The following is a 26,070-nucleotide window of genomic DNA, read 5'->3' as shown; positions in this document are numbered from 1 at the left end:
GTTTTTTTTCGAAAAAATCGATAAATATTAAGCTTGAATTAATAAACGTAAAATGCTACTCTTTAACTGTACTTAATTTATTAAATCTGATTTAACTTTTAAACTTCCGATGGAAATATCATTAACAATGGAGGTGCCCATATATTAATACACTGCAATTAGAACTGCAATTAGATATATATGGGAATGTTACTTCAAAACAAGGAGAGAAAATTTATATGAAAAAAACAATTATGACTGATAAAGCTCCCTCTGCTATTGGACCCTATTCGCAAGCAATTGTAAGCGCTTCACGTTTGTATGCGTCTGGACAACTTGGAATTAATCCCCAGACAGGTGAAATGAATGATGACTTTGCAATACAAGCAAAACAAGTGATGGAAAACATCTCCGCAATTTTGAACGAAGCAGGATACGATTTCGAGGACATTGTAAAAACGACTATTTTTGTGACCGATCTGGCCAACTTTACTAGTTTAAATGAAATCTACGGCTCTTATTTCAAGTCTAGCACGCCCGCACGCTCCTGCTTCCAGGTTGCAGGTCTTCCTAAGGGAGCCAAAGTTGAAATCGAATTCATCGCAGAAAAATAAAATTTAAATCACCCAAATCAACTTTTGGATTTAAAATATATCCATTTTAGTACGGAGGTAACCATGACTAACAAAATTGCTGGAAAAACGATCGAAGAATGGAAGAATGAATTACCACTACTGCAGGAAATCATTGATACTAAGGAAGTTTTCTGGGTAAACTCGCAGCTTGAGAGCTGCAACAACCGAATTATTAACTCGGAATTAGGGATCGCTAATATCGAAGATGCGGAACAACGTCTGCTTCGCTTCGCTCCCTATTTAGCAACAGTATTCCCGGAGACCAAGGAAAAAAACGGAATCATCGAATCTGAATTAGTCAACATCCCTAAAATGCAGCAGCAGTTATCAGAAATGTTCAATCAGGAAATAGCGGGGAATTTATATCTTAAATGTGACAGTCACCTGCCCATCTCCGGTTCTGTAAAGGCTCGTGGAGGAATTTACGAAATATTAAAAGTGGCCGAAGAGATCGCCTTTAAACACGGCATGCTGTCAATAACCGATGACTACTCCATTCTGGCAGATGAAAAATTCAAGACGCTATTTTCGAACTATTCGATTGTGGTCGGATCAACCGGTAATCTAGGTCTTAGTATTGGTATTATGAGTGCCCAATTAGGTTTCAAAGTTGTTGTGCATATGTCTACTGACGCTAAAGAATGGAAAAAAGATTTATTGCGGCAAAAAGGCGCAATCGTCGTTGAACACAATAGCGACTATGGGAAAGCCGTAGAAGCAGGCAGACAAGAGTCCCAGAAAGATCCCAATAGCCACTTCGTTGATGATGAAAATTCTACAACGCTATTCCTTGGTTATGCCGTAGCAGCTAAACGGCTCCAAAAGCAACTGAGTGACATGAAGATTGCAGTCGATCAGGATCATCCGCTTTTCGTCTATCTCCCTTGCGGTGTAGGCGGCGCTCCTGGCGGAATTACTTTCGGATTGCGGACCGTATTTGGAGACAATGTTCATTGCTTCTATGCAGAGCCAACCCATTCACCGGCAATGCTGCTAGGTTTAATGACACGTAAGCATAGCGAGGTATCCGCTCAGGAATTTGGCGTTGATAATATGACTGCAGCAGATGGGCTTGCCGTAGGGAGACCATCAGGCTTTGTCGGCAAAGCACTAGAGAAAGATATTAGTGGTGTCTTTACTGTTCAAGACGAATGTCTCTATCGAATCCTTAGAAAGCTAGCCGATTCAGAAGGAATATTCTTAGAACCATCGGCAGTTGCAGGATTTATCGGACCCGTTCAACTGCACGCTTCTTCCATGGGACAAGATTATTTGAAAAATAATCACCTTGAACAGAAGATGCAAAATGCCACGCACATTCTTTGGGCTACTGGCGGTGGTATGGTTCCTAAAGATGTTATGGATGATTTCTACCGTAAAGGTGCAATGAGCTAATTTACTCTATAGCATAGGGAGGTTAAGACAATGGACACTGCAACAATGATGATGCTGGTATTAGTCGCATCTATAGCAATTCTCATCTTTCTCATTCTTAAAGTTAAAATACATCCTTTTCTATCCTTAATATTAGTGTGTATATTTGTGGGAATTGCTACAGGTATGCCTCTTCCTAAGATTGCTACTTCTATTGAAAACGGAATGGCTGGAACGTTAGGTTTTCTGGCCACCGTTATCGGTCTTGGTACGATTTTAGGGAAAATGTTGGAAGTATCTGGCGGCGCCGAGCGCCTTGCACGAACATTACTAGAAACAATGGGAGAAAAAAGGGCTCCCTGGGCAATGACAATTGTCGGGTTAATTTGCGGCATCCCTGTATTTTTTGAAGTAGGATTTGTTTTACTTTTCCCCTTGGTTTTCATAGTCGCCAAACAAGCTAAGATGTCGTTGCTCCGTGTTGGAATTCCTTTGGCAGTATCGCTGATGGTCGTTCACTCGATGGTGCCTCCACATCCGGCAGCGTTTGCAATTACTACAACTTTGGGGGCTGATGTAGGTAAGGTCATTCTGTATGCTCTTCTTGTAGGAACACCTACGGCCATTTTAGCTGGTCCAATTTGGGCCAAGTTTATCAGTAAGAAGTGCAAGACTGGGGTAATAAAAGAATCAGAGCCGAGTTCTGAAACACCATCTGAGAATCTACCAGGTTTCGGCATTACCCTATTTACGATCCTATTGCCTCTAATCATTATGGTAGGAAAAACGGTTAGTACATTGTTTCTCGCAAAAGATTCTGCGTTTTTGCCTATTATTACGTTCCTAGGCAATCCAATGATAGCACTTCTCATTTCGGTATTTGTAGCTTATTATACATTAGGCCTTTCCCGTGGTTTAAAAATGAAAAACCTGTTAACGCTTACAGAACAATGCTTTGGACCGATTGCCGGCATATTGCTGATTATTGGCGGCGGTGGAGCATTTAATCAGATATTAGTTGACAGTGGGTTAGGTAATGAATTGTCTAAGGTTTTGATGTCGCTAAATATGAACATCATTATTCTTGCTTGGCTAATAGCTTGGCTTATGCACCTTGCTATCGGTTCCGCCACGGTAGCCATGATTAGTACTGCAGGCATGATAGCACCTATGCTGGCTGCTTACCCTGGTGTGAGTCCGGAAATCATCGTTCTCGCCATTGGTTCCGGAGCGATTGGCTGGTGCCATGTCAACGATTCGAGTTTCTGGTTTGTCAAAGAATATTTAGGATTATCGTTACCGGATATGTTTAAGAGCTTCACTGCAGCCTGCCTTATTGCATCATTTGTTTCTCTAGGCGGTATACTACTTTTAAATCTAGTCATTTAATAAATACTATTATTACACCGTCCTCGCCATTCGCCATTCGCCATGGAGAGATACGGAAATAAAAAGGTACTTAATGACATGCTTACTACAACATGTCATTAAAGTACCTTTTTCATCTCTAGCTACTTGCGAAGCTAGGAATAGCCAATGCACAAATAAACAGAATTAAAACAGGTGATAAGCTCCAGGTCCTGTTAATCCGACGCCTATAACTACAGCGATCAGAATCAAGTTGTATTCAAAACCGTTGGCCGTAGCCCAGAAACCATTTTTGCCATGAACCGTAACAATTGCACCAATCATGGTCACAGTGATCATCAGAGCAGCCACTGGTGTCAATATGCCCGCTGCGAAGAGAAGACCGCCCAGCAGCTCAAACAATCCAGTGACAATTGCTGCCGGAAGCGCCGGCTTCACGTTCATGGAACCAAGCCAGCCAGCCGTGCCCTTGATACCGGGACCTCCAAACCATCCAAACAATTTTTGAGCTCCATGTCCTGCAAAAGTCAATCCAACGATCAATCTGATAATCAGCAAACCCCATGCTATCATTTTAAATTCCTCCATTTTTAATATTCTTGATTTAACTTAGCTTTATTTAGAGATATATACCCAAAAAAATTTGCTATGCTTTCGTTAACCGTATCATTGTATATCCCTCTCCTGTGCTTCGTGTTTTTATCTTGATTTAAAGATATATTATTTTTAGATTTTAGTCAACACTTTTTTTAGAAGCGGATATTTGCTCATGTTTCCGTTTATACTATGCCGAAAAGAATGGAGTCTTTTTATGGAAACTACGTCTCCAGAATCCGGTCAGCTTCCAAGTGATGCCGATCTCATCGCATGGCAGGCACTCCTGAGACATGAAACGCTGCAAATGATAAAATCCGGCACCTTCTTACAGCTGGTCCATTGCCCCGAACTATCTGATCTGTTAATGCACAGCATTGCCATGAACAATGAAATGTTACAGTTGCTTCATCAACGTTTACGTACTCGCATTCCATAAACTTCCGCGTCTTACTGAGGTGAAGTTATGAACCCCATCGTGGAGAGCCTGCTCGGTATAAAAGCATTTAATGACCAGTTCATCGCTGAAGACTTGCTGCAGGATAATCGGCTGCGGATGGAACGACTCCTGGATTGTCTGCAAGTTTCTTCCGAGGAACAAATCATGATTGAAATCATGCATCAGATCCAATCCTCCATTGAGCTGGAACAGCGCCTGCTTAAGCTCAGTCTGGATAAAGACTGGTTGACCGGAGACCCTTTGGAGCAGCTCGGCAGAGATCTGAAACGGGCGCAGAAGGCTCCGCATATGATTCCCAATCGGGTAGGAGGAAGCGGCTAGTCACCCTTATTAGCTGTGTTGTCGCGCATTCCATATTATTTCACGAGGTCCCGTTAACCGGGGCTTTTTTCTTTGAAGCACATGGTTACTCCCTATTCCCCCTCACGATATAAATAGACAACCACTTCAAACCCCATATATTAACTTTTTGCGTTGTTAGCCGATATATAGTTTTGGGTAAAAAATGACAACCAGGAGGAATCATTTTGTTAAAAAGAAAAACGAGCAAACTCATCTGGACTATGGGCATCGTGCTGGCCTTCTTCTTATGCCAATCCACCGTTCTCCAGGCAGCATCTGATTCGAAAGCGGAACCATCTTCAGAAGTTGCGGTCATCATCGACGGAAGGCTGGCCTCGTTAGATCGAGCACCGATCCTGGTGAAGGGCACTACGCTCGTCCCTTTCCGACCGATTTTTGAACAGCTCGGCCTGGAAGTAAAATGGGATCCCAAAGCGCAAGCTGTAACCGGCAAAAGCCAATCGCTTGAAATCCGTCTAGTAATTGGTAACTCCTACGCTACCGTCAATGGGAAGAAAGTGAAGCTTCCCGTCGCGCCGATTATTCGCGATGGAGGCACGTTCGTTCCTCTTCGATTCGTCGGGGAAGCTGCAGGCCGGCAGGTTACGTGGAATGACGCCGCGAAAGTAATTACGGTTAACCTCATGGGAGCCGACAAGATCTATGATCCATACGGACTGCTTCTATATGAAGGCGATATCGTCAATGGGATTGCAGAAGGTAAAGGCACGATCTATTATCCTAACGGGTCGCCTCTATATAAAGGTGACATGCTCAATGGCGCCATGCATGGCAAAGGCAAGCTCTACCGCGAGGACGGCTTGATTTGGTACGAATCGGATTTCGTAGATGATGAAGCGACGGGAAAAGGTAAGTTGTACTTCTATATTCAGTATGATGATACGCCAGAAATTAAGCAAACCTATGAAGGTGATCTGGTGGGCGGGATCCCGGAGGGAAAAGGAAAATATTTTGACAGTAAGGGTCGGATTGCATATGAGGGCGATTTGGTAGACGGCAATCCGGGAGGTAAAGGTACATACTATTATCCTGATGGTATGAAAATGTATGTCGGAGAGTGTAAGAATGGAAAATATGAAGGACAAGGTATAAACTATTACGACAACGGCAAAATCAAACACGAAGGAAGCTTTAAGGAGTTTTTACGTCACGGATACGGCAAGACATATGATCGATCCGGTAACCTCGTGTATGAAGGTGATTTTATTAACGATAAATACGATGGTCAAGGAACCTTGTATGATGAGAACGGAAAAATCCTGCACAAAGGGCAGTTTTCCAAAGGCGAGCCTGTCACCAATTAAAAATGAGCCGATCGGGACTGTATCAACAGTCTTGATCGGCTTTTTTATAACAACATCATGCTGGGCTTACAATATCAATAAAGCTTATACTCATCATCATCCTTAAGAATCGTCGTTGTATCATCTGAAATCAGCCCGATGTTGTTGTTATACCGCTCCACGTTGAGCGACCGGTTGTCCCTAAATATATCTATAATTTCCCAATCTCGTCCCCCTGCATTTACGATGACCAGGATTTTTCCTTTGTCCACATAGTTTCCATAGTCCGTTGCTTCATCCTCCGGAATTCCAAGGCCAATCAGGCCACCCACCATACCCCCAGCACCAGCGCCTACTGCAGCACCGGTCAGTGTTGCCAGGATTGGACCCGCAGCCAGAATAGGGCCGACCCCAGGAATGAAAAGAGCGCCGATGCCTGCTAGCATGCCTGTTAAGCCTCCAATCATACCGCCTGCGGCAACACCTGCCGCTACACCTTCTGGTCCCTTGGTGCCAGTATCCGCCGTAATCAAATCCATATCCTCGCGATTCTTCGTAACTACAGAAATATCATTGGTAGAAAAGCCATAACGCTGCAAGTCTTCAATGGCCCGGGTAGCCTCCCTCTCTGATTCGAACACGCCTACAATCTTCTTCTCATCCATGCCTTTTCCTCCATTTCACTGTTTGTTCTCATATTGCCCGCTTCATTCTGAAAACATACAGACAGAGAAAGGGAGCCCTCATTCACTTATCGCGGACGGGTTCGTTTTGTAGGAACAGCTTCCATCGGATCATCCGGCCAGTAATGCTTAGGGTATCGGCCTTTTAAATCTTTTTTCACATCAAAATAGCCATCTTTCCAAAAGCTAGCCAGATCGGAAGTAATCTGGACCGGGCGCTGCGCGGGAGACAACAGATGGAGCGTCAACGGTATTTTGCCATGGCCGATTCTCGGCGTTTCATACAGTCCGAACATCTCCTGCAGCTTGACCGCCAGGACGGGCTGTGCGGGATCACTGTAATCCACAGCGATTCTGGATCCGCTTGGAACGGTGATATGTGTTGGAACCTCTTGATCGAGTCGAATCTTCCTATCCCAGCCCAGCATATGTTCCAAAATCGACGTAAGCTGAAGCTTTTGCAGATCTGCACGGTTTCTCATACCTAGGATGTAAGGAAACAGCCAATCCTCCATGCATTCCAGGAGAGCTTCATCGGACATATCCGGCCACTGCGGATCAGCCAGATGCATCAGCTGCAGACGCTGGCGCAGCTGTTTAGCCTGTTTGGTCCAAGGCAGAAGCCCCAGCCCTTCCGAACGGATGCCTGTGAGCAAGGCTTCAGCTACCAACTCTGATGATGGCTGCGAAGCGCTGGACTCACGAAGTACCATTGCACTCAGTCTCGTTTGATTCCGGGCTTTCACACTTCCTGAAGTGGAATCCCATTCCACAATCAGCTCTTCTTCGATTTCTTCCGTATGATAACGATAAAGGTCCTCGATGCTTAGCGGAGCAGCCAGTAAAATTTTCCCCTCTGCTCCTTTCTGATCGTCCACTTCTGCTACCGTGAGATAAGCGCAACGGCTCAGCAACTGAGCCCGCGGAAACTCCACTCCCCTGCCCGAAGTAAGCAGAAACCTGCCGTCCCCGCGGCTTTGGCCGATGCGGTCTGGATATGCAAAAGACAATAGAAGTCCACTCTTCTCGATATCCATATCTTCTCCATCCGAAATTCCTAATAGCTTACGGATATGCCTGCTCTCCTGGGCAACACGCTTCAAAGCCGCTTCATCGGTATTCGCTGCAGCGATGCCTCTTCGCTCCCATAAGATGACCGCTTCAAGGCGGCCACGGATATCCGCATCCCTGTCCAAGGAGCCGCAGTGGAATATATCCCTTTCCTGCAGCAAGGCGGCAATGGTGGACGCAAGACTGCCTTGACCGATTTCGGCGGCCTGAAGCAGCATGCCGGCCAACCGAGGATGCATGCCAAGCCCGGCCATCCGCTTTCCACGGCTGGTAATCGTACCGTTCTCGTTCACGGCCCCGAGCCGGTACAATAACTCTCTGCCCCGCTCATAGGCTGCTTCCGGCGGTGGATCGAGCCACAGCATGCTCTCAGGCTCCGTCACTCCCCACGCCGCAAGTTCAAGCGCAAGCGGCGTCAGATCCGTCTCCAGTATTTCAGGCAGATTCCGCTGCCTTAAGTGATCCTGAACTTCAAGGCTCCACAGCCTGTAGACCACTCCTGGAGCCGTTCTTCCCGCACGACCTCTGCGCTGATCCGCAGAAGCGCGCGAGACCTGTCCCGTTGCTAAATAAGGCATGCCTGTCCGGGCAGAAAACAGCTGTGTTCGCATGAGTCCGCTGTCTACAACGATCCTGACTCCTTCAATCGTTAAGCTTGTCTCCGCAATAGAAGTGGACAAAATAATCTTCTTCCGGTTTTCAGGATCAGGGCGGACCGCTGCATCCTGTTCTTTTTGCGGAAGCTGTCCATACAGCGGCCTAATGACGGAATCTGCCGGAAGGCCGCCTCTTTCTAGTTCCGCTTGAACCCGCCGGATTTCCCCGGCTCCGGGTAGAAAGGCAAGCACATCGCCGGGATGTGCCACCGCAGCTTCACTGATGACCGCCGCCATATGCTGCTCCAGTTTGTATCCGGCAGCCATTGGCTTATATATCGTTTCCACAGGGAACTGACGGCCAGGGCAGTTTATGATAGGAGCGTCTCCCATGAGAGCCGCTACCGGTTCGGCTTCAAGCGTCGCCGACATTACCAGCAGCCGCAGATCCTCTCTCAGGACGGCTCTGGATTCCAAAGCCAGAGCGAGCCCAAGATCTCCCTGCAAATTGCGTTCATGAAATTCATCAAAAATGATCATCCCGACGTGATCCAGCTCAGGATCACTTTGGATCATCCGGGTTAAAATGCCCTCTGTTACCACTTCAATTCTTGTATTCCTGCCTGCTTTGCTATCCATTCTTACACGATATCCTACCGTCTCTCCCGTCTGCTCTCCGAGCATCCGGGACATATATTCTGCAGCGGAGCGTGCCGCGAGCCGGCGCGGTTCCAGCATAATGATCTTACGGCCCTCAAGCCAGGGCTCATTCAGGAAGGCTAGCGGAACCTGCGTGGTTTTGCCCGCTCCCGGCTCAGCAATAAGGACCGCGGATGTACCGGAGCCGAGCCGTTCAAGCAGCCCTTGCAGCACCCGCTGAATCGGCAATTCATTCATTTCTCTTCTCACCATGTCTTTCCGGTATATACTTGTTTATTTACTCATTATAGAGCTTTACCGTACTGGATATCCACGCCGGTTTGCTATAAAATGTACGAAGCTGTACAAAGGAGACGATTTCACTTGAGCACAAACACACGTCTGGTGCGAGGTCGGTTCGCACCCACGCCATCCGGCGAGCTGCATATCGGCAATGCCTGGGCAGCTTTGCTCTCTTGGCTTCAGATCCGCAGCCTGGATGGAACCTTCGTGCTGCGGATGGAGGATATCGATACCCAGCGCGCGAGACCGCATCTCGCTAGCCAAATTCTTGATGATTTGTACTGGCTGGGACTCGATTGGGATGAAGGTCCCGACGTCGGCGGTCCATACGGTCCATATACGCAGAGCGAACGGATTGAATACTATGAAGAAGCCCTCAAGCAGCTTGAAGACCAGGGCTGCTTGTATCCTTGCTACTGCAGCCGGGCAGATTTGCTGGCTGCAGCACGCGCGCCCCATGGCCTGTCCTCGGAAGGGCCCGCATACCCGGGAACCTGCCGTCTTCTAACTCCTGATGAAGCGGCGTGCAAATCTTTGGTCAAACAGCCGTCACTGCGGTTCAAGGTTGACCATGAGCTCCTTTCGTTTCAGGATGGCATTGCCGGCCGGCAGCAATTTGATACAGCCAGTGGCGGCGATTTTATCGTTCGTAGAGCCGACGGAATGATTTCCTATCAGCTGGCTGTGGTCGTAGACGATGACCATATGCATATCACCGATGTCCTCAGGGGAGCTGATCTGCTGGATTCCGTGCCAAGGCAGCTCATGCTGTACCGGGCGCTTGGAATGCATGCTCCGGCTTTCGCCCATGTTCCGCTGTTTATGGGTCCTGACGGCAAACGTCTCGCCAAACGGCATGGCGGAACCAGCCTCGCAGCCCTCCGCGAAATGGGAACTGCCCCGGAGCAGCTCGTCGGATGGCTGATGTGGATTGCCGGACTGACAGAAGAGCTGGTACCATTAACCGCCAAAGAGTGCATCCCCTTGTTTGACATGGACAAGCTGCCTTCTGAATCGATCCTCATTACGGATGAGAAGCTTTCGAGACTACATGGTAGCTGAAATCTCTAGCAAAAAACCTCTATCTTTGCCTTGACCAGAAGGTAAAGATAGAGGTTTTTTAAGTTCGATTACCCGCAAATCAATTTAATCCCGAGAGTCCTCAAGCCACTCACGCATCTTGTGCTCATATTCCAGAAACGCCGTACTGCCGCTTAAGCCTCTTTGCTCCATCAGCATTTGAAAGCGCAGCCTCTTTTCAGTCAACGTTCTCTTCAGCTTTTCCTTTTCACCTGCGTTCTCGCATGCGTGGATTAAATCCTGCAGCTTCAGCAGATCCTTCTGCAATTGCATCTCTTCCGGGATAAATCCCGCATTTTTCATGATTTTATATGACATCCGAAGATCCTCGGGAATTTGTGACATATCCTCAAGCTGCAGCGGTTTTCCTTTTCCGGCGAGATCCTTGAATTTCCCTTGATCCATCGCTTGATTTATACGCTGTTCAGCAAGCCAAGACATGATACTCATTTACGGGCATCCTCCTTTATCGGTAAAAGGTATACTCCATCCTATTTGACCATGTACCGCTGGTTGATGTCAAACCATAGAAAAACCGTTCCCGCAGCTGCAGGAACGGTCGTTTTCCACAAAAATGCACTAATGAAGAAGCGATTCCGCTCCGTCAATCACGATTTGAGCGCCGGTAATATGACTGGACTCATCAGAACCCAGGAACGCTACAAGGTCAGCGACATTCTCCGCAGAGCCGGGTCCACACTCCAGCGGCTGGCTGCCTTCAGGGAACTGTATCGGGATCACGATTTCCTTCAGCTCGTCCGTCTTCACCGTGCTTTGATCGATATTGGTCGAAATGGCGCCCGGGCAAATAGCGTTGACTCGGATTTTAGACTTCGCCAGTTCCAGCGCCGCCATTTTGGTAAAGGCTACCTGCCCCGCCTTCGTGGTGCTGTATGCGGACATTCCGAAGCTGGTGAACGTCGCGTTGCCGTTGATAGAGCTGTTAATGATGATGCTGCCGCCCTGCTTTTTCAGATGAGGAATGGTATACTTGACGGTCAGAAAGGTACCATTCAGGTTCACGCTCAGCGTATGCTGCCAGTCCTCCAGTTCCATGTCCTCAATAGGTGAAAGCACCCCGTTAATCCCCGCATTGGCAAAAACCACATCAATCGAGCCAAACAACTCTGCCGTTTCAAGAACCGCTTTTTCCATACGGGCCGAGTCCGCAGTATCCACATCAAAAGCACGCGCGGCACCTGGACGAATAGCGTTGATTTCTTTTTCTGTTTCGGCCGTCCGGTCATCTTTTAGATCGAATAAAGCCACATTGGCTCCTTCCTTTGCCATCTTAATGGCAGTCGCTTTTCCAATGCCGGAACCGGCTCCCGTTACAATCGCTGTCTTTCCTGAAAAACGTAGTTTATTTATCTGCTCCTGGCTCATTCGTATCTCTCCTTTGGATGAATATCCTGATACTAGTATGTTTCATTTGTATCAAGATTACCCAAAGAGAGGAAGTTTTCTACCACTGAAGCTCCAGAAAAGCTGCATCGTCCTGAAGCCCGCCGGTATGCGGCGCATTCAGTAGCAATTGGACCTGTTCACCAGGCAACACCTGACGGATTGGATCCAGATCATCCAGACCATCCGTGTATAGCTGAAGACGCATGGGAAGACCGTACTCCAGTCTGGTCTGGTACACATGCGGTAATCCTCCGATCGGTCCTTTTAATGTGGACCAGCGTTCGCTTGTCAGCATCGTAGTCTGGAAATGTTCGCTGATTTCCGCATCATTTTTCCAGAACCGCAGTCTTGAGTCACCCTGCCATGCCATCCATATTCTCCCGTGCTTCTTCCTTGATGAAGGTAGCTCAATGCGGCCGCAAATATACATCGTTTGGCTGCCAAGGCGCTGCTTGACTTCGAGCACCTCCCGCAAGAGAGAAGGCACTTCCTCGGGAGGCGTTAACTGCTTAAGCTGCTCCGAGGCTGCCACGGTAATCTCACTCAAAAAGGCGGCAAATGCAGAGGATGACCACTCGCGGGTAGTTCCCAGCCAACCCATCAGCCTATTCCCCAGAAACCGCGCTGCGAAATCACCTTGATAGCTCTGTCCCACTCCGTCGCAAAGAACAAAATTGCATGTATCTCCTTCAATATGAACAGCAACAAAATCCTGCCCTTTCTCCCCTTGCAGCATCGTTTCCTTCGCACGTCCATAAGCGTATCTGCAGACAAAACGTCCTTGGTATGTAGAAAGCTGATGATCAGAAGACTGGGAACTGACAAAAGTGAACTTATCGCTCATTGCAGCCGTATTGGATTTCATAGATTCCCCCTTTCTACGCTCTGACAGGCGTTGCCGCTGACATCTGGAATCCAATAGACACAAGCTCTGCACAGCTTCCCGGCAGCATCATTAAGGCCCCGGTCGCAAGTAGATAATCAGCCTCGGCCAGCATTTCCCTGTAGCTCTCCGGCAGAGGTGAGGACATATTCCGCAGCTTCACCGCATGCTCATCCTGCAGCTCGGTTTCGGGAAGTATCCCCTTCCAGCGACGTGGCTGCATAATTGGCTGGTCCAACATATGATCGGATATAAAAATATTTTCCACGAGCACATTTCCGTCCGGCACGCTCATGCTCATAATCCGCTTGGCGATTGGTTCCGGATCATCTCCAGTTGCTACGCCATCGGTCATATGGCATATCAGTGGAGCAGGACAATCCTGCATATGTGGAATCTCCGATTGCAGGATTCGTTCAGCCTGACGGAAAGCCTTCGCGGAATCTGAGAATCTTTTGGGCGTGAGGTCCGGAAGAGATCCGACAGCGGCAATTTCGTCGATCCCCTTGATTCCGTTTAACAAGTCGTAGACATCGTCGCTGTATGCCAATATGGCAATCCGGTAACGGGGGGTAAGCCGGTTCCCCTTCGTTGAACGGAACACCATTTGTCGGATTGCGAGAGATAAGGCTTCGTATACGACGTCGATACGCCGTTTGTCGTCCATCAGCATATTCATAGATGCACTGATATCAATTAAGTAGATAATGAGCGCGGGAGTGCGCTGGGAAGCCTGAATCGTATAATTCATCTTTTCGTTCAACTCCCCTTTTGGTATTATTTAAGTCATGATTAAACGTTAGGCAGTTTATACTTTTCATTGGCTAAAAACTTATAGATTGCGTTCGCGCGGGTACTTACTTTCCCAACCGTTTTAAAATACGCCACGTCCTGCTCATACAGGTTGATAAAGCTCATTGCATACCATCTTGCCTTTGCAGAATTGCCAGCCAATTGGGCATTATAGGCTTGGTTATAGAAAGCAATCAGTTGAACTACCTGGTCCGAACGTTTTTTCTGCAGCTCCTTGGCTTTGGTTTCAGCCTCTTTGCGAGCGGCTTCTTTGCGTGCAGCTTCTTTACGATCAGCTTCTTCGCGTGCGGCTTCTTCCTTATCCTTCTGGATCTTCAGCTGCTCTTGGTAAGCTTCATATTGGGCCTGTTTGTCATACAGATCCTGAAGCTGTTTCTTTTCCGCATCTTTTTTCTCCTGAATAAGCTTTTGCTGAGCTAGATACGCCTCATATTGGGCCTGTTTATTATACTGATCCTGCAGCTTCTGCTTTTCAGCTTTCTGCTGGGCGAGCTTTTTGCTCTCTTCGTCCTGTTTGCGCTTTTGATCCGCATCAGCCTTCCGGCGTTTTTCTTCCTCCTGCTTTTGGAGCGCTGCGAGCCTGGCCTCTTCCTGCTGCTTGGCAACCACTTCAGTCGCTGCAGCTTCCATTTGTCGGTTTTCCGCCCGGTCTGCCAAGATCTGGCTGACAGTAATACCGGAGCCTCCGATAAGTATCAAGGACGCGATTCCAATCGTCAGCCATTTGCGGGAACGGTAAAACGGAAGGCTGCTTGCCACCTTTTCTTCCTGCTTCGGATTCAGCGATTCTTCAAGGCCTGAGATTGCAGCCTCCAGTTCAATCTGCATCGGCGAGCCTGAAGACACAAAATGATGCGCCGACCGGTAGACCTCAAGCGCACCATTGAGATTCCCCTTTTGCTCCATTTCTCTGGCCTGTAGGAAAAGACGGTTAACAATATCCCTGCCGTTATGGCTAGGTTCGGCATGCTGAGTGGTCTGCTCCATCCGATTCGGCGCAGCCGCCGCTGCAGCTTCCTCCAACGCGGCTTGAGGCGGCATGGATGGCGCTTCTTCGCCCTTCACGTCCACTGTTGCCATAGAAATCATTTCATCCTGCAGCAGATCCTCATTTATGGAGGATAAGGTTACCAGCCACTCTCCGAACGTCGGACAGCTGCTGACATCCTGGCTCTCCCATGCACGGGTGAACAGTTCTACAACCTTTGCACCCCAGTTATGTTCCAGTGATTTCTTCAGTATGAAATAACGCTCGCACGGGTTCTGCATTTCATGCTGATCAAAATAGCTCTCTCCCCATGCTTTATCCACCACCAGCGGATCGCACCATCCCAGCATTTCAGCAAGGATGATCGCTCCGGCAAACCGGTCTGCATATGCGCTCCACAGCCCGCTTTGTACGGTTCTGTGAGCGGCATATCCAGGAGAACCCGTCAACAGGACGTCTGGACGATCCATTTTGGGACTGTACATCTGCTCAACATCAACTAATTCGACTGCCGAGCTCTTGTCCGGTAGATCGACTTCAGAAAAAAACGGAAGCATGACGTTCGGAGCGGACAAATCACAATGGGCCAAGCCACGCTGCTCCATTCCCGAACCGATGCTGGAAAGCGCTTTGGCGAGTGATAGGCTTTCCGTGCGTTTCAGCTGCCGCTGGTCGGCAATGATGTCAAACCAGGTGAATCCGTAGACCCAAGGCATGAGCACGGCATAAAGCAGGTCCGGATGTTCGGCAATTAATTCTCCGTTTCTTTCGGGAGTGAGCACGTCTCGACTGCAGACCTGCAAGCCCGGACTTTGACTGTACATTTCCATCGTTTCAGACTGATAGACCATGGCGGGAATACGGAATTTTGGAAAAAACACTTTTAGGGCCTTCGCCTCATGCGGCCCGCCTTCTGTAGGAATCAGCTGATAGACAATCCCCTGCCTTCCTGCTTGGGCATATGCCAAACCGGGTGCGGCTGGATGCTGGCCCACCGTATAAACTTTTCCGTTGATGCGGATCAATTCTCCCGGATTAGGCTGATAAGACATAGACATCCCCTCTCTTTATCCAAAACAGAAATAGACTGCAAGAAAACCGGGAGTTCACGAACACCCGGTTTCTACGCTTATATCAGAATGCAGTTCCATTCCTTATACTATGGTGCTATTGTATTACACCTTAACGGGATTCGTCGACAGTGCGGAACTTCTGAGCGATTGCCGTCAGCTCTTGGCTGATGCTGTTTAGCGTTTGTACGAATGATTGCATCTGCTTGCTGGCTTCCTGGAACTCCTGGAAGAAGCGCTGTTTGGTCATCCCTTCCCATTGTCCTTCCATGCCATGAATGGCCTGCGTCAAGCCGCTAACAATTTGCTGGCTTTGCTCGCCGCTTTGCTTAAACTGATTAGCTACTGTATCGATCTGCTCGGGGGTAATTAAAATACGACCTGCCATAATGTGCCTCCTTCAAATTCGATTGATTTCTTTCAACATCGTTTTAGACTATACTATAAATTCCCAGTTCCATCAAAAGTCGCAAGTCCTGATTCCTAGTACCCGTTTTTCAGCCTATCGAAACATCTTCCAGGAGTTTTTGAAACCTTTCTTCCTCATCATTGGAAAAACCGGTAAATTCGATTTTGTCGATATCCTCATGATTGAACAAAAAAGTATAGTTAGGGTCGATATATCCTTCCGGATAGACAACACCCAAATAATCATATAAGGTGTTACTCTCCATTTGGATCTGCTTGCGTCCGTAGATCATCAGCTTTTTATGGCCGCCTTTGAGCAGAACTACCGATCCGAGCGGAAGCAATGATTTCGCGTGATCCCGTTCTTCCATCGTTGTTCAACCATCCTCTCTATTGACAATATGTATGTCTTTTCTGGGTTAAAAATTAGGAAGCTAGTGTCTTCTTTTCAGTAAAATATATTTATGAATATTACCGGCAAGCATCATGTATGCCAGAGCAATAATAAGCAGCAGCAGTATGATTAGCATGATCTTCATGCTGTAGCCTCCAAAGGCTTTGACCAGCAAGCTCCCAATCAGAACCCCTGCACCTGAGAAGGCCAGAATAATGCCTTGCGATTTTCTAAGCCCGCTGCCATTTTCACTTGGCATATCATTGTCCTCCCGTGAATAGTAGCCACCGTATAATAGTTTGATATGAATGCTGTACAGCAGTCCGAATACGATGATGTACCCTGCTCCGGTAACGATCAGAAACCAAGGAGATGACATTCCGAGCGTTGCGTAAGCCAGCTTGTTCGCTGCAGCCGTGAAGGCGGCCGATCCCAGTATGCCGAGCACTCCGAGAAAAAACAAATGAAATGCCTGCATTCTGGCAGGAAAAAGCACAATCATGAGACCCAAGATATCCAGAACAGCCAGTGGGGTTAGAAGCACCCAAGCCCATAACGGCTGGTAAGGATCCGCAAAAGCCAAAATCAGCAGAAGTATATTAGGAAGCAGGAGCAGGCTTACCGTCTGTGACCGTATGATACGGAGTGGATACACCCCGGTAAAATCATCTATGAAACTTTGCTTTTGCTGGGGTACACTGCTGTTCATCGATCCCTCACTCCTTCGTTTCAGGTAAACATCTTGCCCAAACTGCCGATTTTACTTTTCACCTGGTCTGCAAGCTCGCTTGCTCCGTGGGAGACTGCCTTGACGGAATCCGATACGGCGTGAAAGGTTTCTTGGGCCGCATGACTGATCCCTTCCGCTGCCACCTTTGCTCCTTCGACTGTACCGTCAATGGCCGCATCAACGCCATCTACGGCATAGGTCTTCAGGGATTTACCGTTAATTTCAATATCCGTGACTGCCGAAATCACGACACCTGAAACTAAGCCGACAACTGCTCCGACGGCCGTTCCTGCTACCGGAACAGCGGAGCCTACTGCTGCACCGATGGCGGCACTGCTGGCCATAGTCCCAAGTCCCAAGCCACCGTTCACTAGAACACTAGCGGTCGCTCGGCTAGCTCCTCCCTGCTTGTAATCCTGATAGCCGGAAACACCTGTATCAAACAGCAACCCGGCGTAGCCCAGCTTTCCCCCGATTCCTTTGATGGAAAGGGACTCCTTCGCCGCAATTTTCGGATCGACGAATTTCCAAACCTGAGGATTATTTGCCGCATTATTCAGAGTGTATCTCGTCCCCCTGATGCCTTCATTCAGTGCAAAAGGTGAACGTGCCCCCTTAATCGTCGCAACTGAGCCGTTGTTTCTCATATTGACATTAAAGCCGCTTTTGACCATCGTACCCACCATCAGAGCACCATAACCAAGAGTAGACCAGCCTGCAGGGGTTGGTCCTTGGTAGCCCCAACCGACGTCAACTCCATTCTCATTTGTGCCTTGACCTTGAACGGCCATGACTGCTGAAGATGGATTTGAGATCGGGTCATTGAGCCCACCGTATCCCGGAAGAATCGGACTGCCGCCCTGGATCCAAGAAGCACGGAAGCTGGCAACCGGAGAATGATAGAATGCTGAACTGTCCAAAATGGAGTTATGCTGCTGGTCCGCGGTCTGGAATTGCCCGGCCTTTTGTTGCACGTTTCTACCCAATTCGCTCAGCTGAGCATAGAGCCGCTCTCCCTGTTGGTTAGCGGACTGCCATTGATTCAAGATAGATTGGCGGATAGAAGTTTCCCATACTAACGATCCTAAAGCCTGGTTTAAAGAAGCAGTCATTTGGCGGATTTGCTCTCCACTCTGTTCCAACTGACGACTTAATGCCCGGAGTGCTTCCGGTTCTACAGAAATACGCATGGATCATCACCTTCCATCTGATTCTGCGGGCTGCTTCAGCCATAGAAGCAGCATTTCTTGAAATTGTTGTTTACTGGTAGGACTTGCGGTCAACCAGTCTTGATCCCCGCTCATGCTCATGCGGACAAGCCAGTTCATTGAATCATTAACTATAAAGGCCGCATTTTGCGTCTCCCACCCGCTTCCGGTCCATGTTGAAAATCGCATTTCGCCTTCAGCCGTCCGGAATTTCAGACACCGGGCAAGCGCAATGGAGCCCTCCATATCATTCGTAGCTGCAGCCAGCTCATCACTGAGATCATCCAGTGAGAGTGTGGAAACGCGGCTGTAAATTTCACCGAATTTCTTTTTGGAGAGCAGCAAGGCAGGGGTATCGTCAGGAGCATAATTCTTTAGGTCCATTTCTTCAACCAATTTGCCGCATGCTTCATCCACGGTCCCTAGTTCATCGAGTTTATACTGGAAATCCTCTTCGGCTTTGCACACTTGAATGACACGTTCATTCGTTGCATGCAAATAACCTTCAAATACTTCATTGTTGTGCTTATAACTTAACCAGCAGGACCGCTCAGCTAAACCTGCAATAGCCACTCTTGAGAATATCTTAGGAGGCATTGCCAGCTCAACACCGTTGTCTTCCTGTAAAAGGTACCCCTTTTTCAGGAGAGACGCTTTGACGACATCCCATTCTTCGGCAATTTCCTCTGCTAGATATCCCTGAAAAGGGTCTTCTACGCCCAGCAGGCGGTCTGAACCTAATATCCCTGCCAGAAAAAAGAATTCTTTATTATCAAGTGTGATCGTATCCTGTTTGGAAGCATGAATCGTCAACATTATGAGCCACCTCCCCTCAAACAACAACATGCCATCGGTCACGAATTTCTGTGACCCAGTAATCGCTGTTCCATTGGTCATTGAACGGAATTGCAGCTTTCACCCTGGCATATTTCCGCTTTATGTAGTACCCCTGTCCTGGTGGAAGAAGCTTCAAGCCGCCAGGGGAATTGTTCGATTCCGAAAAAGGAATTCGAAAGAACGATAAATCATTAGGGTCTAAAGTCCCGAAAAGAAACCCGCTTTGGCTAGATTTCACATCATTGAACCAGTCAACCCCAAAGGTTGGAAAATCAGCTGGAACTCCTGACAACAGAACATGAACATTCCGGTCACGTCCTAGGCGCACAATCGCTCCCAGCTGTTCTTTAATTGTAAAGTCGACTAACTGTTTAGCCAATATGTCAGCATCATCGATCACTAACAAAATCGCAGGCTCTTCATTCTCCCCGCTGCCACGCCGCTGAACCTGTTCATGCACATGTCCGATCAGCATCGGCAGCTCTTCCTCTCTTGAGGCACATCCCTGCACATGAGGAAGCTCCTTCAATTGGGACAAACCACGGCTGCCGTAACGGGAATCCACCGTATATATATGCAGCTGTTCCGGAGAGTAATGATAGGCCAAAGACAGCATCCACGCAAGCATAAAAGAGGTTTTACCGCCCTCCATCGGGCTGGCAACAATGAAATGCGGCCCTTCCTGCAAATCGACCTCAAAAGGCTCCAAATCATCCGTATACAGTCCGACAGGTACTTTAAAGGAGGAATTCCCCGGAAGGAATGGCTTGTAGCTCGCCGCATGCGGCATTAGCTCATGAAGCTGAATCTGTTCGGGAAGCTTTTCGATCCTTGGCACATATTCGTTCGGATAGTGCTGAGCAATGTTCTGAATCCGGCAACGGAGCGCTATGGAACGCTCTGCCTCGTCATCACCGGATGCAGGCATCGCGGCTTGAAACTCAAGCGGTGGAATATGTCCCTTCACAAGCCCTCTTCCTGGCGGCATGGAACCCGGATTTCTGGCAGGTCTGCCAACGGCATAATAATAATCCGATGCATCCGCGAGCTCGAACGTTGCTGCATTCACAATATTGCTGCGTACTTTTTCAAAAATATCAGAGATGCGGTTCGATGTAATGATAAACGTAATACCAAGATTACCGCCTTCACGCAAAATAAATTCCAGCATTTCGTTTTCTTCCGGAAATGCATTCCGGAAATTCAAATACCCGTCGATGACAACGAGAACTTGCGGTAGAACGGTCGTCTGAGAACGGCGGAAAGCTGCAGCGGTTTTTACACCCACCTCGGCAAACATTTCCTTGCGCCTGGATACCGTTTTCACCAAAAAACGGAACAGCCGTTTGATCCTGTCATCCTCTTCAGCCATCATCACGCCGCCGATATGCGGTAGTCCTGTGAAGTCACGCATCATGCGGCCCATATCCACGATGTAGCCATTCCATGACAGCGGAGAATAGCTTCCAGCCAAGGACATCAGCAGAGTCTGCACGAATGTTGTTTTGCCGAGTCCAGGCATCCCATATACAGCCCAGTGGCCCTGCTGTACGGAGATATGGAGCGGCCTTTGGCTTTGATTAGACAGATCATCAATAATGCCGACGATACCCTCAATCTCCTGCAGCTGTGTATTTTCTTTATAACCGGCCAACTCCTCCAGCTCAAGTCTTTCTGGAAGCGGAGGCAGCCATGGTCCTTGAAGACCCGGAATTCCGGCTTCTCTTGCCGTTTCGGCAAGCTTGTCGATAAAGACCTGGAGCTGCTTCGGCGGCTGTTCCATCTGCAGATTCGCAGCGGACATGCTGGTAGTCAGCAAATTCTCACGCTTTCCGTTTAATGCAATCTCCGTCGGAACGATACGTCCCGGGGAATCGGTTTGCTCCACATAAGGCGCGCCGCTCCATGCAAACTGCATTTCTTCAAAAATTTCGTCGCTGCCCACCTGTAAATATCCCCGTCCCGGGTTGTTGATCCAGGCCGCATTCGGTATTTTGAGCATATCCCGGCTGTCGCCCTCGTCCTGCACGCGCAGGCAGATGCGGAAACGGGCGTTACTCCATATTTTATCGTCAACCACGCCGGCCGGTTTCTGAGTCGCAAGAATCAAATGGACACCCAGCGTACGGCCTATAGCCGCGATGCTGATCAATTCATCCATGAACTCCGGCTGATCTTTTTTGAGCTGTGCGAATTCGTCAATAATGATGACCAGATGCGGTAGAGGTTCTCCGCCCTCCCGTCTCAGCAGCTTGTAATACTCGTCGATATGCTGCAGATTTCCGGCATCGTTTAATATCTTTTGACGTCTGACAAGCTCAGCCTTAAGCGATATCTTGGCTCTCTCCATCAGGCCGCTGCTTAGATTGGTAATCGTCCCTACCACATGAGGCAGATTGGTGAATGTATTCGACATCCCTCCGCCTTTGTAATCGATCAACATGAAAGACAGATCATGCGGATGGAACTCGGCGGAAAGGGAAGCCACGATCGACTGGATAACCTCGCTTTTGCCTGAACCGGTCGTCCCGGCTATCAGACCATGGGGCCCATGCCCTTGTCTCTCTATTTTATCATGGATGTTCAAATTGATCTTTTTGCCGCCGGCACGTACGCCAATGGGTACCGGCAGGCTGTCCGGATAACGGTTGTTTCTCCAGCGCTGCTTCACGTCCAGATCTGCTATCGTTTTAATGTTCATCATTTCAAACAGCGTCAGCATATCCGGTACGTCCGATGCCAAAGACCGTTTCAGCCGGACTGGGGCCATGTAACGTGATAGAGCCTCAGCCCGATCCAGTGCAAGCAGGTCCGGCACAAAGCTCATCTGTTTGAATGTTCCGTCTTCCTGTTTCAAAGAGTAATGCCCTTGATTCTGGCTCACATCCACGATCAAATGACATTGCATCGGAAGGGTTTCCTTGCGGTCGGATACAATGATAGTGCAGGCATCAATCTCCGCCGCATCCTCGAGCAGCAGCGGCAGTAGAGGCTCCTCCTCAATCAATTGCCCGTTCGATAACAGTACAACCTGAACCGGCAGCTCGGCCGTCTTTTTCTTATGCTCGTGCCTTGAGGTTTTACGGCGCATCAGTCGTTGGAAGAGCTCATCTGCCAGCAGATGGGCGCTGCTCCGCCGGTCCGACAAATAACGAAGACTGCGGTGCTCATCCCATGTATGGGGGAACCAGCGCATCCAGTCCCAGTCCCTAGCATCCTTTTCCTCGTAAAAGGCAGCCAGCTTCACTTCGTCCGGCGAGTGTCTTACCGTCAGCTGGGCAATGATGACGCGCAGCGAATTCATAACCGACTCGCGATCTCCCACGATACCGATGACCTTGGCTTGAAACAGTGGCAAGGCAACCGGAGCATCTGGAACCGTCTCGAATTCATTCGCCAGCTCCTGCGCCGCTTCAATCAAGGGATCCTTGACATAACCATCCGATCGGGGCACCTTCACTTTCATATAAAAAGGAAGATTCCCGGTTCCTATACGCGTATGCAGAAAATCATCATCCTCGAAAGAACGTTCCCACAAAACACTGCTGCGGTTTTTGACAACATGAAAACAGACATCCGGATCACCGTGAACTTCAAAAAGCACATTCACCTGTTCCTTATGTCCTACGGTCAGTTCTTCCCTGTGTTTGTCGAGCTCCGCATGATACTGACGGACGCGCTCCTTCACCTGTTCCTTGTATTTCTTCTTGCTGCCAAGATAAACAAAGAAAGGAATCGTGTAGGACGTCAGCATCATCATAACGGAAACCATCTGAAACATAATTAAATTGCTATTGCCCATTTTTCCGGATAGATTCATATATATATAAAACCCAAGACTGAATATCGTCATCACAGCCGGAAGCAATATCGAGACCAGAGAGAATGAAGGCTTGTTAGGCTCATTCTGCGGTCTTAAAATTTCTATGTCCTCTTCCTTCAGCGTCGGCTTAATTCTTGGCGAGCGTTGATACAACACATTCATGATGCGTCAGCTCCTCCTCTACTTTTCCAAACATTCATTCATTTTGGGTATTTGTGCATCCCGTTTTAATCATTTTGAAACAGGCTCCTTTTCCCAAATACGGGAGCTTCCTCATCCGTTGTGGAAAATGCGCGTTGAAGCCTTACAAGGGAGCCCTCCCGAAGACCCGCTTCCACAATGTCCTGAGAATCACGGATCGTGAACCAGAGCCCATCCGGAAATTTTCCTTCCAATATATATTGCTGTCCCGCGCGGGGGGACTCGCCGTATACCCTCATACCCAGCATTTCTTTCAATTGAATGACGGGATAATCACCCGGGACGTCTATATCAAACCAGTCTCTATCATGGCGGCATATTAAGACGGTGAGAATCATTATTTTACACCTCTTATCCTCTGTAAATCTATGATTCATAGGAATTAATAACTTCTATGATAATGTATCACTCGTTCATAATCATGTCAATTTGTGACAAATTAACTATTTTAAATCATTAAAATTCAAAATAGAATAGTCCAAGAGAATCATTTCCAGATGTTTTTCATTCCTATTCATGATAAAATATCCTTTTTCGTGTAATATTTAATAAAGCTTTCAGCAAATCAGGATGACGAAAAGAATCTATATAATCTCTAAAAATTGTGCGCAATTTAAGTATTTATAAGATTACTTTAAGGTTTTTTTAATAATCGGCGGTTAGAATACAAATATGGAATAACACAAACGAGGTGATTTTTCTATGAAAATGCTAATTAGTTTCCAAAACAAAATGGTCCCAGTCTACTTCACAAACGAAAACAAACAATCCGTCCAAAAAATATTAAAGCTGCTCAGCGGCACCTTAGAAAATAAGATTCAAAATGGTAAAAGAGCATTGAAAAAGTGTCTGGACTCCTTAATCAGCATTGAAATCGAAGGCTCTGAAGCCATTCTGCACAGCAAAAGCGAAAACGACACATTGGCACTGTCCCTCTATTAAGAGGGACTTTGTTTTGCAACAAAAAAGGAGTCTGCAGAGGAGACTCCCCATGATGACATTTACCTGCTCAGCATATGCTCAGCCTCCCGCATCAAAAGCATCATCAAAACAAAGATGACGAGCGAAGCGATAATCAGAACAATGCCCATAAAAATCGTCAGCAGCGGTACGAGCGGAGCAATCAACAAGACGATTAACAAAGCGATGGAAAGGCCGAAAAACCATCTCCAGCGCTGGATTGCCTTGTTCTGGAACTCATGAAGACCTCTTCTTCCTGCCATATCGCTGATACCATAACAAATATGGAACACAATGTACAACTCAAGAATATAAATCAGCGTGTTAAACAAAAAGTAAAACAACCATGATTGAGGCGAAGCACCTTGTATCACGAGTGACACCAAGGATAAAACAATCATCACTGCCGACATATTTCTACCCCTGTGAAAATGCTCGGACCTGCTTTCTAGCTTCGCCATACCGAGAAAGAAGAGCACATATCCAATCACATCCGGCAGAATGTCAAAGCCGTTAATGCGGATGTCAATCAGAAACAGAAATCCCCAAAACAAGTGTAAAAAACCCACACCCTCCACCTCCCGCAGCTTCTTTCTATTATATATTGATAGGGCAAGCCTAAATATAACTCAAAAGAAAGCCTTTGCATGCGGTCAGCAGCAATTGTTTTTTCGAGCACGTCCTCTCTTATTCCTCATTCAATCGGCTGTTCCAAAAAGAGGATTTACGGCGAACCGGTTCCTTGACGGAGCGGTCTTTCCGGTTCATTTTCCTTTGGCTCCGCGCTTCTTTTTTCATCTGAAATTGCAGCTCCCGCTGGGTTTTGCGGTAATTCAGCAATCTTTTTTCATCGATCTCGCCGGCATTAACAGCCACACGAACCGCGCATCCCGCCTCATTTATATGCTGGCAGTCTGCAAACCGGCAGCCTTCACCAATCGCTTCAATATCAGCAAATACCTGCTCCCAGCCTCCTCCGTCATCATCATACAGTTGAAGCTCCCGCATCCCTGGCGTATCTACCATAAGTCCGCCCTGCGGAAGGAGGAACAGCTCGCGATGGGTCGTCGTATGGCGCCCACGGCTATCATCTTCGCGGATTCCTTGCGTCCGCTGCTCGCTTGTCCCCGCCAGCCAATTGACAATCGTTGATTTGCCGCAGCCGGAAGAGCCTGTAAGCGCAACGGTGACCCCTTCTTTTAAATAGCCGATTACCGCATCTTTCCCCAGATCCTCCAGCGCGCTAATCGCATGGACAGGAACGCCTGGGGCAATGAGCTCCATTTCTGCGGCTTTCACCTCAGCATCATCACACAAATCCGCTTTGCTCAGCAAAATGACCGGACTTACGCCGCTGTTCCACGCCATAATAAGGTACCTTTCCATTCTTCTCGGATTGTAATCATCATTGAGCGAAGTCACGAGGAAAAGGATATCGACGTTTGCGGCAATCAATTGCTCCTGCGCCGATTTGGCTCCTGCCTTCTGTCTTGAAATACTCGTCTTTCGGTCCAAAATTCCGTGAATAATGCCGCGCCCCTCTCCTTCCAGCAGCTGCAGTTCCACCCAATCGCCCACGGCGGGGGATGGATCACCGCTTTGGAGAGTATGCTTCATTTTACCGGACAATTCGCCCCAAACTTCTCCTTCACTGGTATACACCCGGTACATCTGACCGAAATCAGCGGTGATTCTTCCCGGCTTCAGAAGACTGCGGTCTTCTTTGCTCCATTCATGATCCCAGCTTGTATTCCAGCCATATTGCGTCAGTTTGTTCAAATAAAATCCCCCTAGTAATTGGTATTTGATTAAATCGTTTAATATAGAAAAACGTCTGTCGACGTATTTTCACAGCAGTTAGGGCCGCGTTTAGCGGAGAAAAAACCCCGAAGCAAAAGGCTCCGGGGTTATTGCATGCAC

General features: G+C 48.0%; 25 protein-coding genes. 8 read left to right on the top strand and 17 right to left on the bottom strand.

The genetic code is table 11. The annotated features are described in order from the left end of the window. Positions 1-218 precede the first annotated feature (218 nt). The 3 genes from MUG84_RS03155 (at position 219) to MUG84_RS03145 (ending at position 3,377) form a co-directional block, all read left to right on the top strand. The gene (locus MUG84_RS03155) at positions 219-593 is read left to right on the top strand and encodes a RidA family protein (protein WP_244719690.1); all 375 of its coding nucleotides are present in this window, start codon (positions 219-221) and stop codon (positions 591-593) included. A gap of 63 nt (positions 594-656) precedes the next feature. Then, entirely contained in the window at positions 657-2,009 is a 1,353-nt protein-coding gene (locus MUG84_RS03150) for a D-serine ammonia-lyase (RefSeq protein ID WP_244719686.1), read from the top strand. Positions 2,010-2,039: 30 nt separating this feature from the next. Next, positions 2,040-3,377, top strand: a complete 1,338-nt coding sequence (locus MUG84_RS03145; protein ID WP_244719683.1) for a GntT/GntP/DsdX family permease — start codon at positions 2,040-2,042, stop codon at positions 3,375-3,377. A gap of 165 nt (positions 3,378-3,542) precedes the next feature. Here the strand turns inward: MUG84_RS03145 and MUG84_RS03140 are convergent, their stop codons facing one another. Next, the gene (locus tag MUG84_RS03140) at positions 3,543-3,929 is read right to left on the bottom strand and encodes a DoxX family protein (RefSeq protein ID WP_244719680.1); all 387 of its coding nucleotides are present in this window, start codon (positions 3,927-3,929) and stop codon (positions 3,543-3,545) included. A 238-nt stretch (positions 3,930-4,167) separates the two neighbouring features. Between MUG84_RS03140 and MUG84_RS03135 the strand changes: the two genes are divergently transcribed. The 3 genes from MUG84_RS03135 (at position 4,168) to MUG84_RS03125 (ending at position 6,077) form a co-directional block, all read left to right on the top strand. Continuing rightward, positions 4,168-4,389, top strand: a complete 222-nt coding sequence (locus MUG84_RS03135; protein WP_244719677.1) for a hypothetical protein — start codon at positions 4,168-4,170, stop codon at positions 4,387-4,389. Positions 4,390-4,416: 27 nt separating this feature from the next. Beyond that, entirely contained in the window at positions 4,417-4,731 is a 315-nt protein-coding gene (locus tag MUG84_RS03130) for a hypothetical protein (RefSeq protein ID WP_244719674.1), read from the top strand. A 206-nt stretch (positions 4,732-4,937) separates the two neighbouring features. After that, entirely contained in the window at positions 4,938-6,077 is a 1,140-nt protein-coding gene (locus tag MUG84_RS03125) for a stalk domain-containing protein (protein WP_244719670.1), read from the top strand. Between the two features lie 74 nt (positions 6,078-6,151). Here the strand turns inward: MUG84_RS03125 and MUG84_RS03120 are convergent, their stop codons facing one another. Then, a complete protein-coding gene (locus tag MUG84_RS03120) occupies positions 6,152-6,721 on the bottom strand; it encodes a general stress protein (RefSeq protein ID WP_244719667.1) in 570 nt (189 codons plus the stop codon). A gap of 86 nt (positions 6,722-6,807) precedes the next feature. Further along, complete coding sequence (hrpB, locus tag MUG84_RS03115; RefSeq protein WP_244719664.1) at positions 6,808-9,303, bottom strand: ATP-dependent helicase HrpB; 2,496 nt, start codon at positions 9,301-9,303, stop codon at positions 6,808-6,810. Positions 9,304-9,429: 126 nt separating this feature from the next. Here hrpB and gluQRS point away from each other — a divergent pair, with 126 nt between their 5' ends. Next, entirely contained in the window at positions 9,430-10,410 is a 981-nt protein-coding gene (gluQRS, locus tag MUG84_RS03110) for a tRNA glutamyl-Q(34) synthetase GluQRS (RefSeq protein WP_244719660.1), read from the top strand. 84 nt (positions 10,411-10,494) lie between these two features. Here gluQRS and MUG84_RS03105 read toward each other — a convergent pair whose 3' ends face one another. From MUG84_RS03105 to MUG84_RS03050, 12 genes are all read right to left on the bottom strand, one after another. Then, positions 10,495-10,878: a DnaJ family domain-containing protein gene (locus MUG84_RS03105; protein WP_244719657.1), complete on the bottom strand. Its 384-nt coding sequence runs from the start codon at positions 10,876-10,878 to the stop codon at positions 10,495-10,497. A gap of 129 nt (positions 10,879-11,007) precedes the next feature. Next, on the bottom strand, positions 11,008-11,814 hold the full coding sequence (locus MUG84_RS03100) for an SDR family oxidoreductase (RefSeq protein ID WP_244719654.1): 807 nt from the start codon (positions 11,812-11,814) through the stop codon (positions 11,008-11,010). Positions 11,815-11,893: 79 nt separating this feature from the next. Then, the gene (locus MUG84_RS03095) at positions 11,894-12,700 is read right to left on the bottom strand and encodes a hypothetical protein (protein WP_244719651.1); all 807 of its coding nucleotides are present in this window, start codon (positions 12,698-12,700) and stop codon (positions 11,894-11,896) included. Positions 12,701-12,713: 13 nt separating this feature from the next. Beyond that, positions 12,714-13,469, bottom strand: a complete 756-nt coding sequence (locus MUG84_RS03090) for a vWA domain-containing protein (RefSeq protein ID WP_244719648.1) — start codon at positions 13,467-13,469, stop codon at positions 12,714-12,716. A 41-nt stretch (positions 13,470-13,510) separates the two neighbouring features. After that, positions 13,511-15,571 (bottom strand): hypothetical protein, encoded by a 2,061-nt coding sequence (locus MUG84_RS03085; RefSeq protein WP_244719645.1) that lies wholly within the window; start codon positions 15,569-15,571, stop codon positions 13,511-13,513. A 130-nt stretch (positions 15,572-15,701) separates the two neighbouring features. Continuing rightward, positions 15,702-15,977 carry a WXG100 family type VII secretion target gene (locus MUG84_RS03080; protein WP_244719642.1) on the bottom strand — a complete coding sequence of 92 codons (276 nt, stop codon included), beginning with the start codon at positions 15,975-15,977 and terminating at the stop codon, positions 15,702-15,704. Positions 15,978-16,086: 109 nt separating this feature from the next. Continuing rightward, entirely contained in the window at positions 16,087-16,368 is a 282-nt protein-coding gene (locus MUG84_RS03075) for a DUF4176 domain-containing protein (RefSeq protein WP_244719638.1), read from the bottom strand. Between the two features lie 63 nt (positions 16,369-16,431). Continuing rightward, positions 16,432-17,100: a hypothetical protein gene (locus MUG84_RS03070; protein WP_244719633.1), complete on the bottom strand. Its 669-nt coding sequence runs from the start codon at positions 17,098-17,100 to the stop codon at positions 16,432-16,434. A 20-nt stretch (positions 17,101-17,120) separates the two neighbouring features. Beyond that, the gene (locus tag MUG84_RS03065) at positions 17,121-18,311 is read right to left on the bottom strand and encodes a WXG100 family type VII secretion target (RefSeq protein WP_244719630.1); all 1,191 of its coding nucleotides are present in this window, start codon (positions 18,309-18,311) and stop codon (positions 17,121-17,123) included. Between the two features lie 6 nt (positions 18,312-18,317). Continuing rightward, positions 18,318-19,145 carry a hypothetical protein gene (locus MUG84_RS03060; RefSeq protein WP_244719627.1) on the bottom strand — a complete coding sequence of 276 codons (828 nt, stop codon included), beginning with the start codon at positions 19,143-19,145 and terminating at the stop codon, positions 18,318-18,320. Positions 19,146-19,161: 16 nt separating this feature from the next. Further along, the gene (gene essC / locus MUG84_RS03055) at positions 19,162-23,151 is read right to left on the bottom strand and encodes a type VII secretion protein EssC (protein WP_244719607.1); all 3,990 of its coding nucleotides are present in this window, start codon (positions 23,149-23,151) and stop codon (positions 19,162-19,164) included. 65 nt (positions 23,152-23,216) lie between these two features. Further along, a complete protein-coding gene (locus MUG84_RS03050; RefSeq protein ID WP_244719603.1) occupies positions 23,217-23,528 on the bottom strand; it encodes a hypothetical protein in 312 nt (103 codons plus the stop codon). A gap of 364 nt (positions 23,529-23,892) precedes the next feature. On the opposite strand from MUG84_RS03050, the gene MUG84_RS03045 reads away from it, so the two are divergent. Next, complete coding sequence (locus MUG84_RS03045) at positions 23,893-24,132, top strand: hypothetical protein (RefSeq protein WP_244719600.1); 240 nt, start codon at positions 23,893-23,895, stop codon at positions 24,130-24,132. A gap of 59 nt (positions 24,133-24,191) precedes the next feature. Here the strand turns inward: MUG84_RS03045 and MUG84_RS03040 are convergent, their stop codons facing one another. Beyond that, positions 24,192-24,719, bottom strand: a complete 528-nt coding sequence (locus MUG84_RS03040; RefSeq protein ID WP_244719597.1) for a hypothetical protein — start codon at positions 24,717-24,719, stop codon at positions 24,192-24,194. Positions 24,720-24,837: 118 nt separating this feature from the next. Then, positions 24,838-25,929, bottom strand: a complete 1,092-nt coding sequence (gene rsgA, locus MUG84_RS03035; RefSeq protein ID WP_244719593.1) for a ribosome small subunit-dependent GTPase A — start codon at positions 25,927-25,929, stop codon at positions 24,838-24,840. Positions 25,930-26,070: the final 141 nt, after the last annotated feature.

Source organism: Paenibacillus mangrovi (genome assembly GCF_022898935.1).
In the GTDB taxonomy this organism is placed as follows: Bacteria; Bacillota; Bacilli; order Paenibacillales; family Paenibacillaceae; genus Paenibacillus_AQ; species Paenibacillus_AQ mangrovi.
Note: the sequence above shows the minus strand (reverse complement) of the source record. Positions and strands in the feature narration are given on the sequence as shown.